The 13,265-nt window shown below is 47.5% G+C and carries 13 protein-coding genes; 7 read left to right on the top strand and 6 right to left on the bottom strand.

The genetic code is table 11. The features are described from left to right. Positions 1-343: 343 nt before the first annotated feature. Positions 344-907, top strand: a complete 564-nt coding sequence (locus tag FEM55_RS02950) for a DUF1003 domain-containing protein (protein WP_138279815.1) — start codon at positions 344-346, stop codon at positions 905-907. Between the two features lie 30 nt (positions 908-937). Here the strand turns inward: FEM55_RS02950 and FEM55_RS02945 are convergent, their stop codons facing one another. After that, positions 938-1,540 (bottom strand): histidine phosphatase family protein, encoded by a 603-nt coding sequence (locus FEM55_RS02945; protein ID WP_138279814.1) that lies wholly within the window; start codon positions 1,538-1,540, stop codon positions 938-940. 271 nt (positions 1,541-1,811) lie between these two features. On the opposite strand from FEM55_RS02945, the gene FEM55_RS02940 reads away from it, so the two are divergent. Next, entirely contained in the window at positions 1,812-2,912 is a 1,101-nt protein-coding gene (locus FEM55_RS02940) for a polysaccharide pyruvyl transferase family protein (protein WP_138279813.1), read from the top strand. Beyond that, a complete protein-coding gene (locus FEM55_RS02935) occupies positions 2,896-4,281 on the top strand; it encodes a Coenzyme F420 hydrogenase/dehydrogenase, beta subunit C-terminal domain (RefSeq protein WP_212748285.1) in 1,386 nt (461 codons plus the stop codon). Before FEM55_RS02940 ends, FEM55_RS02935 begins: the two co-directional genes overlap by 17 nt. A gap of 22 nt (positions 4,282-4,303) precedes the next feature. On the opposite strand, the gene FEM55_RS02930 is transcribed toward FEM55_RS02935, so the two are convergent. The 3 genes from FEM55_RS02930 to FEM55_RS02920 all read right to left on the bottom strand — a co-directional run bounded on the left by FEM55_RS02930 (position 4,304) and on the right by FEM55_RS02920 (position 6,990). Next, the gene (locus FEM55_RS02930; RefSeq protein WP_138279812.1) at positions 4,304-5,230 is read right to left on the bottom strand and encodes a glycosyltransferase family protein; all 927 of its coding nucleotides are present in this window, start codon (positions 5,228-5,230) and stop codon (positions 4,304-4,306) included. Between the two features lie 114 nt (positions 5,231-5,344). Beyond that, a complete protein-coding gene (locus FEM55_RS02925; RefSeq protein ID WP_138279811.1) occupies positions 5,345-6,229 on the bottom strand; it encodes a glycosyl hydrolase in 885 nt (294 codons plus the stop codon). 11 nt (positions 6,230-6,240) lie between these two features. After that, entirely contained in the window at positions 6,241-6,990 is a 750-nt protein-coding gene (locus FEM55_RS02920) for a TIGR04290 family methyltransferase (RefSeq protein ID WP_138279810.1), read from the bottom strand. A gap of 729 nt (positions 6,991-7,719) precedes the next feature. Here FEM55_RS02920 and FEM55_RS02915 point away from each other — a divergent pair. Then, positions 7,720-7,959, top strand: a complete 240-nt coding sequence (locus FEM55_RS02915; RefSeq protein ID WP_138279809.1) for a hypothetical protein — start codon at positions 7,720-7,722, stop codon at positions 7,957-7,959. Positions 7,960-8,035: 76 nt separating this feature from the next. Here the strand turns inward: FEM55_RS02915 and FEM55_RS02910 are convergent, their stop codons facing one another. Both FEM55_RS02910 and FEM55_RS02905 read right to left on the bottom strand, forming a co-directional pair. Next, positions 8,036-9,121 (bottom strand): serine hydrolase domain-containing protein, encoded by a 1,086-nt coding sequence (locus tag FEM55_RS02910; RefSeq protein WP_138279808.1) that lies wholly within the window; start codon positions 9,119-9,121, stop codon positions 8,036-8,038. A gap of 71 nt (positions 9,122-9,192) precedes the next feature. Next, positions 9,193-9,645 (bottom strand): Lrp/AsnC family transcriptional regulator, encoded by a 453-nt coding sequence (locus FEM55_RS02905; protein WP_138279807.1) that lies wholly within the window; start codon positions 9,643-9,645, stop codon positions 9,193-9,195. Positions 9,646-9,771: 126 nt separating this feature from the next. On the opposite strand from FEM55_RS02905, the gene FEM55_RS02900 reads away from it, so the two are divergent. From FEM55_RS02900 to FEM55_RS02890, 3 genes are read left to right on the top strand one after another with little or no spacing between them, the layout of a single operon-like run. After that, a complete protein-coding gene (locus FEM55_RS02900; RefSeq protein WP_138279806.1) occupies positions 9,772-10,812 on the top strand; it encodes an N-acetyltransferase DgcN family protein in 1,041 nt (346 codons plus the stop codon). Next, the gene (locus FEM55_RS02895) at positions 10,809-11,864 is read left to right on the top strand and encodes a dipeptide epimerase (RefSeq protein ID WP_138279805.1); all 1,056 of its coding nucleotides are present in this window, start codon (positions 10,809-10,811) and stop codon (positions 11,862-11,864) included. The genes FEM55_RS02900 and FEM55_RS02895 overlap by 4 nt, the downstream gene beginning before the upstream one ends. After that, on the top strand, positions 11,861-13,195 hold the full coding sequence (locus tag FEM55_RS02890) for an APC family permease (RefSeq protein WP_138279804.1): 1,335 nt from the start codon (positions 11,861-11,863) through the stop codon (positions 13,193-13,195). Before FEM55_RS02895 ends, FEM55_RS02890 begins: the two co-directional genes overlap by 4 nt. Positions 13,196-13,265 lie beyond the last annotated feature (70 nt).

The raw sequence follows: 13,265 nt of genomic DNA, 5'->3' as shown, positions 1-13,265 counted from the left end.
TCCGTATTTGCAAATCAGCAGAATGGCCGGTATATCCGATGCAGATCAATCATGCTGTTTCAGAATGTAGAGAACATACCTCCATTCTGTTTTATGATGTAGAGAATTTACCACAAGGCAACAAAAGAACCGTTCACTCCGGAAACCGGAATGTATTCTTTTGGGGGAATATGACCGTCCTATATTTTTTGCATTTCCAATTTTAAAGCAGGTGCCACAAACAGCAGAAAATATTTTTATTAAGCTGCCATTATAAATAAAAAGAACATACCAAGATTCTGCTGTTGCTCCCGGTATGTGCTGGCATGAAAGTAGACGAAACAGGCAACTTACATCTGAATATATGAAGGACATCAACAATAAAGAGGCAGCTCCGGGTACTGGGCCGGAAATGGGCGTTGTAGTAAGGAACATCCATGCGCTGATGGAGCGCAGTCTGGAAGAAGAAAGACAGAAAACGTGGAAAGACAGAATTGCAGATACCATAACCAGCTTTACGGGAAGTATGCAATTTGTTTACATTCACCTGGTTATATTTTCCATCTGGATTATCTGGAACCTGGAATGGCTTGGATTAAAGCCTTTTGACCCTTCTTTCGTGGTGCTTGCCATGTTCGCTTCGGTAGAAGCCATTTTTCTGTCAACATTCGTACTCATTAGCCAAAACCGGATGAACGCACAGGCGGACAAACGGGCGGACCTGAACCTTCAGGTCAATCTGCTGGCGGAACATGAAATCACCCGGCTTATCCAGCTGGTTACGGCCATGGCCAAAAAAATGGACATTGCAGAAGCCAATGATGCCGAAATCGATTTTCTTGCCAAGGACGTACAGCCGGAAAAAGTGTTGGATACAATGGAAAGCTATAACCGCAAAACGCTGGATATGAAGGAGTCTGAAAAATAAACGGTACCGGACATTCCGGTACATGGCCTGTCAGATCACCAGCTCACCCGTATAATTGACCAGCCGGATGGCCGCCGTTCCGTATCCGATTTCGATGATACTGACCGAAGCCGGGCTGATTTCCACACGATGAAAAAGATCGAGGTGCGTTCCGGTGTAATAAGCAACGGCAGATTTGATCATATCGGCGTGACTGACAATGGCAACGGTTTCATCGGGATGCCGGCTGCAGAGTTTTTCAATGCCTGCGATCATACGCATCTGTGCTTCGGGCATGGACTCGCCGCCGGGAACGCGCGTAAAGCTCCTGAAAGAATTAAACTGCTTGAATTGAGCAAGTTCATCCAGTTCTTTAAAGGTTTTAAACGTCCATTCACCAAAATTGATTTCCAGGAAATCCTGACAGATAACCGTTTCCATACCCAAGATTTTCGAAATGGGCTCGGCCGTTTCTACGGCACGTTCCAGCGGACTGCTGTAAATGGCATGGATCTTCATTCCTCTCAGTTGGGCGGCCAGCTTCTGCGCTTGGCTCCGGCCTTCTTCATTCAGGTGTACGCCGGCCCTCCGACCGCTCAGGCGAACGCCGACTGTGTCATTCGTTGCATGACGGATCAGCAGAATTTTAGTCATAATAGTAATTATATCGTTTGGAATACCTGTTTTTCAACATTTCATTAAGTAAATGCGGCATTTATCAGGCATTCTATTTTAAGGAAAATTTCAGGAAACAAGGAATTAAGAATATATTGTCAGAACATAATCATGCCTCTTTCAATGGTCTGTTTTGTGCTCAAATGGCCTGATGAACTTATACCGGCTTTCGTGAACTGATTCTATAAAAAACAGCCGGCCAAGTTCCGGCAGAAAATGACCTGTGCAATTTAAATCTGAGAATAAAGGAATGGATGTCTTAAAAGTCGGGGTGCTTACTTTTCACCGCTGCATCAATTATGGAAGTTACTGGCAGGCACGCTGCCTTGCCGAAGGGATTCAGGCGCTCGGGCACCATGCCTCCATTATTGATCATGATTCAAAAAGAATAAACCTGGCAGAATGGAAATGCGCTATGCAACCCGTTCTGCCGACGCATGTTCCGGAAACAGACCATCCGCTTTACCGTGAAAAAATCGAGAAGTTTTTCGCCCTTTTCGAGTCGTTGCCGCTTTCCAAAAGGTTTGACATTGACAAGCCGGAGGACATGGAAAAATACGACGTTGTAGTGGTCGGCAGCGATGAAGTCTGGAATCTGTATCATCCGTGGTTCGGCAGAAATCCGATATTTTACGGCGACGGTCTTCGTACTCAGCAACTTGTGTCCTATGCAGCAAGTTACGGAAATTATCCGGCTTCATACGGTCTGGAAGAAAGCTGGGCTGAACGGCTAAGGAATTTCGACAGCATTTCGGTACGGGATGAAAACTCGTGGACCATCGTGAAAAATGCCATCGGCATGGAACCCGAGATCGTACTGGACCCATGCCTTCAGTTTGCAATTAATCCCGACGAACGTGAAAACAAATATTGGGAAAAGCCATATATTGCCTTGTACGGCCACAATTTTACGGAATCGTTTAGAAGTAAAATCAGGCAGTATGCAGATAGCAGAAAACTTCCGCTTGTAAGCATCGGGTACCGTAACGACTGGGCCGATGAACAATGGATCCAGGCAGACCCGCATGATTTTGCACAGTTCATCGCGCGTTCGGAAGCAGTTGCCACCAATTTTTTCCACGGCTGCGTGTTCGCAATCCGGAATGAAAAGCCGTTTGTCTGCGAATCCTCTTCCTACAGAAGCTTCAAAGTACAGGGCCTTATGTCCAAGCTGGGCGGCGAACAGCACCTGATCAGTGATGAAATTCCGTCAGCAGTCGTTAACAACCTTTTGAGCCAGCCTTTAAGCCCGGTCATTTCCCAGACCATTGACCGGCTTCGCATTTCATCAAACAAATACCTTGATGAAGCACTTAAAATCAAACAATTAAAGAATGAATCAGTTGCTTAGTCCGAAGGATATCGTCAGTTCAGGTTTGTGTATAGGGTGTGGCAGCTGTGCAGCGCAGGAAACTTCGGAGAAAGTAAAAATGCAGTTTGACGGCCTTGGCCAGTTAAAACCGAATGGTCCGGAAGCCTGGTACCAGCGACGTTCCGAAAACTTTACGCGGACGTGCCCGTTTTCCTATGGCGCTGCAAATGAAAATGAAATTGCTGCCGAACGTTATGCGGACACTGCACAAAAAAATGCCGAACTGGGCCGTTTCCAGAATGCGTATGTCGGGCATGTGGCTGAAAATAATTTCCGGACGCTCGGCAGTTCCGGCGGCATGGTGAGCTGGGTTGCGGCGGAGCTGATGCGTAAAGGATTGATCGACGGCGTGGCACACGTAGTGGCCGAAAATGACCCGCAAACCAATAACCGTTACTTTCATTATACCATTTCCAGAAGCGAGACTGAAATCCTTGCCGGTGCAAAGTCAAGGTATTATCCGATAGAACTTTCCGGTGTGCTGGACCTGATCCGCAATACGCCGGGCCGGTATGCGGTAGTCGGAATTCCCTGTTTCATAAAAGCAGTCCATTTGCTGCGGCGCGAAGACCCGCTTTTCCGGGAACGCATCCCTTTTACGCTGGGACTTTTTTGCGGACATATGAAAAGCGCAAGGTTTGTAGAAAGTTTTGCTTGGCAAATGGATGTGCCGTCCGCTGAGATCGAGCGTGTGGATTACCGGTACAAGCATCCGGACCGTCCGGCAAACCTGTACAACGCCATGCTTACCTTGCGTGACGGGCGCGTGGTAAACAAGGATTGGTGGCATCTTGCGGACGGAGACTGGGGCGCGGGATTTTTCATGAATCATGCATGTAATTTCTGTGATGACGTAGTGGCCGAAACCGCTGATATTTCCTTTGGCGACGCTTGGGTGGAACCTTATTCATCCGACGGAAGAGGAACGAATGTTGCCGTTGTACGCTCTTTGCTGATTGAAGAACTCATACAAAAGGCCATTGCTGAAAAACGACTTCATCTGGAATCGGTCAGCGGAGAATTTGTAGCACAGACGCAGGCGGCAGGCTTTCGCCAGCGCCGTGAAGGGCTGGCATACCGGCTTACATGGGCTTCGGGACGTTCCAAAACGAAGAAGCGTGTAGCTCCGGATTCGCAATCCCCTACCCCGCAGCGCAAGCTGATTTACCGGACGCGCTATTATATTTCCTTATGGAGCAACCGGATTTTCAGCTATGCACGCAAGGTTAAAAAACCATCCGTTTACCTGAACTGGGCACGAACGGTTGCAGCTGTATATCACGGTCTTGCATATCATCAGGGCAAGTTCAGCGAAATAAAAAAACGTTATATCCAGCTGAAAGGTTAGCAAAAGCGGAGCAGTGTCCTCATTACAAAAGACTGCTGCTCTGTTTTCCAAGTTCTGCTGCAACACGATCTATAACGGATTTCCACTCGCCTGATTTTTCCTGACGGAACAGACGCATGGTTGGGTACCACACACTTTCATGCGGATGGTTCATCCAGCGCCAGTCCGCGTCGGCATGAAGCAGGTTCCAGACGGGAACGCCCAACGCACCGGCCAGATGTACCGGCATGGAATCAACCGAAATCATCAGATCGAGGTTTTTGATAACACCGGCATATGTACTCACATCAAATTCACCGGGATGAATACCATATCCGGGTTTCCAGCCAGCTGATTCCGCACCTGCCTGAAGAATATAAATATCCGTCTTTTCCGTACTAAACAAGGAAATCAGATCATCAAATGGAACACTTCGCCGCGAATCCCAGTCGCCTGCCCGCCAGACCAGCCCAACTTTAAAATAACCTTCATGACCGGAAAGTGCAACGGGACGGGCATGCAGATACGGTACCTGAGCAGGCAGCGTTTCAAGCGTAGTCCGGAATACATGCGGCAATTCCATAATTTCCACATCCACATCATATTCCGCCTCCGGACTGCTGTCGTGCAAGGGCAGCAGCTGATCAATGCCTTCAACGGTTTTGAGCAGCGGAAGCAACGGCGCCTGCACCCAGACGATTACTTCACCGGCAATTTCTTTTAACAGAGGTATATAGCGTATGAACTGAATGGTGTCGCCCAAGCCATGATAGCAACGAACCAGAACACGCTTGCCTGCCAGCGGTGTTCCGTCCCAAATATATTGCAAATGCCTCGGCCAGTGCCAGCATGGCTTTCCGGCACGTTCTTCCACAGCACGGTCGCTCAGCTTCCATACTTTTTCAAATTCGCCGTTGCGCATATGCTGCATCCACAAATCCGCCGGTTCCTTTTCCGTTGCAGTACCCATTTAAAAAGTGATTATTCAGCAGCAAAACCTGCTGCCGACAAGGAGTAAACGTAAGATTTTAAGCTAAAAAAGAATGGCTCGGATAGTACAATCCAAGCCATGTAAATGCAATGTTTATGCATACCTGCGCATCATTTCAACGCAAAAATCGGCGAACTCTGCAATATTTTGCGGCGGGCTGGTATGATGCGGCTGAACTCCTTTTGCTTCGGGTGTAAAACAGAATGTCACCGTAAGGTCAAATTCTTCAAGCGATTTCATCATATGGTCAAACCACTGGTGCGCATTCGGGCGAAGGTAATCGGCCCAGCTCAAACCCGTACGCAGTTTTTTAACGCCCAGTTTTCTCAGCCATTGAATGGCAGGTTCCAGTCTTTCATCCTCAAAATGGAACCACTGGCAAATCCCGAATTCCGGTGTAAAGTCAGAAAAATGTTTCAGAGCCAGTTTGGGAGATCCGTCTTCGCGCAGTAATCCCATGTAAAAATGCCGGTAATACGATGAGCCTTCAGCCTCCCGGTGACGCGTTGTAGCTTCCCAAGCTTTCGGCAGGTCGTAAAGGCTGTACCAATGTACGCGCTGAACCCTGCCCATCAGCAGCTCAGCAGTACGGCGCAGACCGAATTCCTGGACTTCTTCTGCACCGAAAGTAGAAATTCCGACTTCCGTAACCCAGATCGGCAGGTTGGTAACTGCTTCTATTTCTGCAATTTTATCAGGCCAGTGATTAATCTGCCAATGGTTCCAGTCGAGCGGGAAACCGTGAACGGCAATGGCATCTATATCAGCCAATGCACCCCGGCTCTCCAGCTTGGTAATGAACAGCGGATCAATCGGGGAAATGCCGCCAAGTACCCTGGTAATTCCCGAATTTTCAGCTTTTACAGCCTGAGCCGCCATTTTGACCATTTCAGAAAAAATTACCCAGTCTTTATCAATTTCAAAATCCCAATGGGACTTGTTGTTCGGCTCGTTCCAGAATTTTACTGCTTCTATCATATATTATTTTACTAATTTTTTTTAACTGGATAAACGGCACGAGCCTGATTGTCTGAAAGTTCGCCGCGACGGCAAATGTAAACCTCAGGTTCCGGATGCATCGTGATTTCAAAGCCTGCACTTCGCAGCATGGCTTCGGCTCCGGCCCGGTTGGGTATCCACCAGTTGGTCGGGTCCTGCGAATAGCGGTGCTCGATGAAGTACATCTGCGGAAAATTCGGATTACTGAAAATTCCGGTTTCCTGAAAGTTATAGTCCGGCTTGACGGGTTCTACTTCATTGCTTCCGCGCTGCATGGACTGAAATATCAGCATGTCTTTCACTACATTTTCATACAAGAGATCAAGCGCAAGAAGCGGGTGGCGAAGATGATAAAGCACACCCATGAAAATCACCACGTCAAACTTTTCACCCAGGCTGCCGACTTCATAGACGGACATATTTCTGAACTCAATGTCAAAGCCCAGCGTAGAAGCTGCATAGCGCGCCTGTGCGAGGTATTTTTCGTCCGAATCAATGCCCAGAACCCGTTCAGCCCCGCGCTTTTTCATTTCAATGGAATAGAATCCGGCATTGCACCCGACATCCAGAACGGTTTTTCCTTCCAGGTTTTCAGGAATGGCGTGAGCGAAGTTTCTGTATTTGAAATTGGGATAATCACCGAGAAAATGATCCGGTGCTGTTTTTACACCATTCAGATCGATATTATGAAACCATTTTCCGAGTTTACGGACATCTTCCTGTATTTGTTCTTTCGTCATTCGTATAAATGAAGGTTTGGTTAGTTAACTGAATCCGGTACGTATAATGTAAACTGACGGAATACTTTCAATAAAATACATGCCAGTACGCATTAAAGCAAGGCATTTCAAGGCATTTTTTACCCGATCCGGCAACAATCGGTTCCCGATTCATCCTTCCGACGGGCTGCAAACCGCATGGAAGCAAGAAGAAAACCGGCCTGAACAAGGCTGATATGCGCTTAAATCCGGATCGTTGGTATAAAAGCCGTTCAGGAAGGATGTGGCGCACATTTTGAATCATGCGGCACGAAAAAAACGGATCATTCCATTTGACTATTTCCTGAATTTATATCAAAAAAATGACAACAGACCGATGGATAATTCGCATCGAATCGTTATATTTCACAAGTAAACTCAACGTTATGAACATACATAGCAAATGGCCCGCCAGCCGTGACCTGAAATACCTGTACGCATCAGAAGACAACTCACTTTTCTCTTTTCGGAACCAACTCAGTAATTCATTTACAACAATTCATGCATTTGTTTTAAATCAATTATGCCGCAGCCCAACTGCAGAATCCGGATACTTGCATTACGTACATTCCCTGCATCCCGTATCATTTCTTACCTGATCCGGTGAGCAGCATACGCTTGTAAATGCATTCGTATTCCCGGTTTCAGAATCAGCATATGGCTTTTCAATTAGCATTTAACATAATTTATCAACCTAAAATTTTTAAAGCTATGTTTAAAGAAAACGAAGTGAGGCGTGCTGGCGAAAGAGGTTATATCAAACCGCAGTACGGAAATGTCAGCATGTTTGAAAGAATGAGGCTGGATAAAATCTACGAGGAAGCATCCGCCAGCAGACCGGATTACCATCCCAAAAACCATCCGTCACAAAAATACACGACCAAGTTCTGGGGAACTGTTGCGCTGCTCTGGATCGTGCTGATGGCCTTTGTATGGTACGTATTCCTGTAACAACGATCATATCCCGGCTGGCAAAACAAGGCTGCCACTGCAAAAGCCCGTTAACCAGTGGCGGCCCAAAAACATTTCATTCCTGCAACAAGCTTTCCACGGCCGCAAGCATTTCCGGCAATTTCACGTGCGCATTGTTGCAGAGCAGGATGATGGTTTTGTCTGCATCAATATAACGGACAAAATAGGTAGCGTAGCCCGGATTGTCGCCATCATGCCATACGACCTTACCTTTATTTTTGTCTTCCCTGATTTTCCAGCCAAATCCGTAACTGGAAGCAGAATCATTTTTCAATCGGGCTGGCTTAAAAGCTTCTTCCAGTGTTTTGGGCTTCGCCATTTTTCCGGTGTAAAGCATGCGGTCCCATTTCAGCAGGTCAGCGGAAGTTGAACTTACGCGTCCCGGACCTTTACGGTCTCCAAGCCAGATGGCGTAATTGAACTGCGGAAAAGAATCGACCGCAACGTAACGCTGTTTTTCGCTGACATAAAGGTGCCCTTTTGCCAGATTCGGCAATTGTTTCTTTTCCGCGTTGGCTCGGATCGCCGTCTGTTGCATATCCGCCGGCATAAACAGCCTGGTTTGACAGTACGCAATAAAATCCTGACCGGAAACTTTTTCCGTTATACTCGCAAGCAGCATGTAACCTGTATTGCTGTAAAGGTATCGGGTACCCGGCTCAAAAAGCACCGGCGGATGATACCGGATCAGGTAAGCAATGTTATCCGCATTGCCGGCTATCTTTGATTTATCCCAATGCTGATCCATAATCTCCTGATAATCGGGCAAACCGGACGTATGCGTCAGCAAATGCCGGATTGTAATGCCGGAATAAGGCAAACCGGGAACGTACCGATCGATGGGATCGTCAAAAGACAGCTTGCCGGCATCTTTCAGCTGCATGATCGTCATGGCCGTAAATTGTTTCGAAAGCGAGGCCAGTTCAAAGATATCGGAAGTTTCAAGCGGCTCCCGGGATTCAAAATTCTTAAAGCCTTTTGCCTTGTGGTAAATGATTTTACCTTTTTCGGCCACCAGCAGCACACCGCTGAAATCAGGAACGTCCGCCAGTATTTTATCCAGCCCTGCTTCCGGATCAAGGCGGGCATTCGGCCTGCTGCTTTTACAGGAACCCAGAACAGCGGATGTAAAAATTATCATGGACAGACATTTGATAATGGAAATGCAAAAACGGGATTCAGGCATTTTCAGAATAGGTAACAAGTTCATGTTTACAGGGTGATGGCGGTTTGCTGTTTGACGTCATGAAGCACGATGACGCTGCTTTCGATATTTACGTTTCGGATCTTGGAAATTTCCAGCAGCAGCCGGTCGTATTCCTTGATGTTCTCCACAACGACTTTCAGCTGATAATCGATCGGGCCGGCAAGATGGTAACATTCGAGCACCTGAGGCATTTCCCGGATGTGATCTTCAAACCCGGCGATGTTTTCGGCTGTGTAAACGGGCATGCGGATGTTGACGAAAACAGTTTGTCCGCGCCCTACTTTTTCCTGATCCACCAACGCTACATATCCTTTTATCACGCCTTCCCTTTCCATTCGCTTGATCCGTTCAAAAACGGGCGTTGTACTCATTTCCAGTGTTTCGGCCAGTTCCTTAATCGTGAGCTTGGCATTTTTCTGGAGCAGGTTCAGAATTTTCTTGTCGGGTTCGTCTGTCATATTCCTGTTGAGTAATGTTTAATAGCCATGCATTCCGCTATTTACAACATTTAAGGAATATTATTACATATATGCTGTGATTTGAAGCATATTAATCTAATTTTGGCTTATATAATCAATTTGTAAATGGACAAAGCCATTATACTGACCACCGGCCTGCTGAATACGGCAGATGCCAAAACCGCGCACGGACTGATCCGCGAAAGCGAGCGTTTTGAAATAACCGGCGTCGTTGACACCCAGCATGCCGGCAGCGATGCGGGAACAGTGTTGGACGGAAAGCACCGAAACATTCCTGTGTTTGCCAGCGTTGAGGATGCCTTGCCGACCGGTGCGCAACATTGTATCATCGGCGTAGCTACAACAGGCGGCCGTTTTCCGGATTTCATGCTGCACATTGTCAAAACAGCCATTGAAAACGGATTGTCCATTGTCAACGGACTGCATGACTACCTTTCCGAACGGCCGGACATTTCAGAACTTGCCAGACTTCACCATGTACAGCTGACCGATATCCGTAAACCGAAAAAATTTTCCGATCTGCATTTCTGGACGGGAGAAATCCTGCATCTGAAAACACCCGTAGTGGCCATTATGGGAACCGACTGCGCACTTGGAAAACGTACGACGACCAGATTGCTCATGAAATCCTGTTCGGATGCCGGAATAGATACACAGATGATCTATACCGGCCAGACGGGCTGGCTACAGGGCGGCAGATATGGATTTATCTTTGATTCCACGCTGAACGATTTTGTTTCCGGTGAGCTGGAAAACGCCATTCTGACGTGCCATGCAGAAACTGCTCCTCAGTTCATTTTTCTGGAAGGACAGTCTGCACTCCGCAATCCGAGCGGACCATGCGGGGCGGAATTTATGCTGTCCGGCTGTGCAAGGCATGTCATTCTGGTGCATTCTCCCAAAAGGGAATTTTTTGACAAGGAACCGCATTTTGGCAAAATTCCGTCGCTGGAAACCGAAATGGAACTGATCGGATTATACGGCTCGAAAGTCATTGCGCTTGCGCTGAACACAGAAGACTGTACAGCAGATGAAATGGAAAGTTACCGCGCTGATTATGAAGAAAGATTTGGCATTCCCGTTCTGCTTCCCATTCAGGAAGGCTGCGACCGCATTATTCCGGCTCTGAAATCCCTTCTGAAATGAACATCAAAACGGTACGCGCCTACGCCAAGTTGATCCCATTAAAGAAACCTTATACCATTGCACGCGAAACAATTTACACGGCCGAAATCATTTTTCTGGAAATACATCTTTCCAACGGAATCTGCGGCAGGGGCGCTGCCAATCCTGATCCGGAAGTAATCGGCGAAACCCCTTTGCAGACGCTCCGTAACCTGCATTCGGACGAGGTGCAAAGCGGACTTGCCGAAAAAGATATCCGGGAATTTCATGCGCTCATTGGAAATTTCAGAAAAATATATCAACAGTTTCCGGCAACCATGGCGGCCATTGATATGGCGCTGCACGATGCTTTTGGAAAATGGATCGGCTTGCCCATTGTCGATTTCTACGGCCGCCATCACAGCAAGATGCTTACTTCCGTTACGATCGGCATCAAAGACGTCACGGCCACATTGCAGGAAGCACGGGAATACAAATCGCAGGGTTTTAAGGTATTGAAAGTAAAAACAGGCATTGATACTGAAGAAGATGCGGAGCGGATCATTCGTTTGTACGAGACATTCGGTGATTACTTTACCATCCGGGTGGATGCCAATGAAGGCTATACAACAGAAAACCTTCGCTATTTTCTGAATAAAACGGCATTCCTGCCGCTTGAACTCACCGAACAGCCATTTTCCCCGCGCATGAACATGGAACTGCTGGAATTTCCCGGAGCAATCAGAAATAAACTGGCTGCCGATGAATCATTAAAAGATGCGAAAACGGCGTTGGAACTGGCGCAAGACGGGCTTTTCGGAATTTTCAATATCAAACTCATGAAATGCGGCGGCATAACGGCCGCTTTTGAAATAGCAAACATCGCCCGGCAAGCAGACATCGCGCTTTTCTGGGGCTGCAATGACGAAAGCAGCATTAGTATCTCAGCAGCGCTGCATGCCGCCTTTGCTTGTTCCCACACCCGTTACCTGGATCTGGACGGCAGTTTTGACCTGCTGGAAGACAGCGATCATAGTGGTTTCATCCTTGAAGACGGCTTCCTCTCCATTCTTTCCAGACCGGGCATTTCATGAGCAGCAATTCTTTAAAGCCATCCATTAATCCGGTTTCGGCCATATTTCTGGTTGTCAGCGCCATTGTCGGTTCCGGGATTTACAAAAAAGTAGCGCCGATGACTGCTGAACTGCATTCTCCGGCTCTGGTGCTGCTTTGCTGGGCACTCGCAGGCGCACTGAGCCTGATGGGCGCCATGAGCAATGCCGAACTGGCGTCCATGATGCCGGGTTCCGGAGGCGAATACATTTACTTTCGAAAAATATACGGCAAATTTTTCTCTTTTCTGTACGGCTGGGGAAGTTTTGCAGTCATGAAAACGGCCACGATTGCGGCCCTTGCCTACGTCTTTTCAGAATCCATTCATGAAATCATTCCGGGCCTGCATATGCTTGGCAATGGCAGTATCCAGATCATTGCTTCGCTGCTGATTCTTTCCCTGAGCTATGTAAACCACCGCGGCGTACATTTCGGCGAAAAACTGAGCACCTATTTTATTGCAGCAATTGTGTTGTCCATTCTGGCTTTTGTGGTGCTTGCGTTAACATCCGGAAAAGGAAAATTTGCACATTTCACCGGTACCAACACGCAGGTCCCGACCGGCTGGAAATTGTTTATCGCCCTGTTTGCGGCTTCCTTAAGTGCTTTCTGGGGTTATGAAGGCTGGAACAACATCGGTTTTGCAGGCGAAGAGGTCAAAAATCCGCAGCGCAACCTGCCGCTTGCATTAGGTGCCGGAACGCTCATTGTCATTCTGCTTTATCTGATGATCAATGCCGTTTACCTTTATGTGCTGCCGGCTGGCCGGATTGAAAGCCTGCGTCCGGGCCAGATTGCAGCCGTTGAGGTTGCACGTGTTCTGGGCGGCAGTTACGGCGCCATTTTGTTGTCGGTACTGATTGTAGTCACCACGTTCAACTGCACAAACGGAACCATACTGCTTTCTGCAAGGATATTTTTTGCCATGGCAAGAGACGGTTTGTTTATCCGGAAAGCTGCTGACATTCACCCGGTTTACAACACGCCTTCCTTTTCAATCCTTATTCAGGCCATCTGGTCCATTGTGCTTGTATGGTCCGGAAGCTTTGATGTGCTGACAGATCTGCTGGTGTTTGCTTCCTTTCTGTTTTACGGTGCCGCTTCTTTTGGCGTCATTCTGTTCCGTAAAAACAAAATGCATCGTCCATACAAGGTTCCGCTCTGGATTCCGGCTGTTTTTTCCACGTTCTGTTTTGTACTCGTGATCGTCAGCACCATCAATCAGCCGATGCAAACGTTAACCGGACTTCTACTCATTTGCTCGGGAATACCTGTATATTATTATTACAACCGAAAGCAGAAAAGCGAGTAGCTGTTGGCTGTTGGCTATTAGCTGTTGGCTATTAGCTTCTGGCTATTGGCTTTTGGCCTTTAGCTTCTGG

This window comes from Dyadobacter sediminis (genome assembly GCF_005860765.1).
Lineage (GTDB): Bacteria > Bacteroidota > Bacteroidia > Cytophagales > Spirosomataceae > Dyadobacter > Dyadobacter sediminis.
This window is presented reverse-complemented; position numbering and strand designations above follow the sequence as displayed.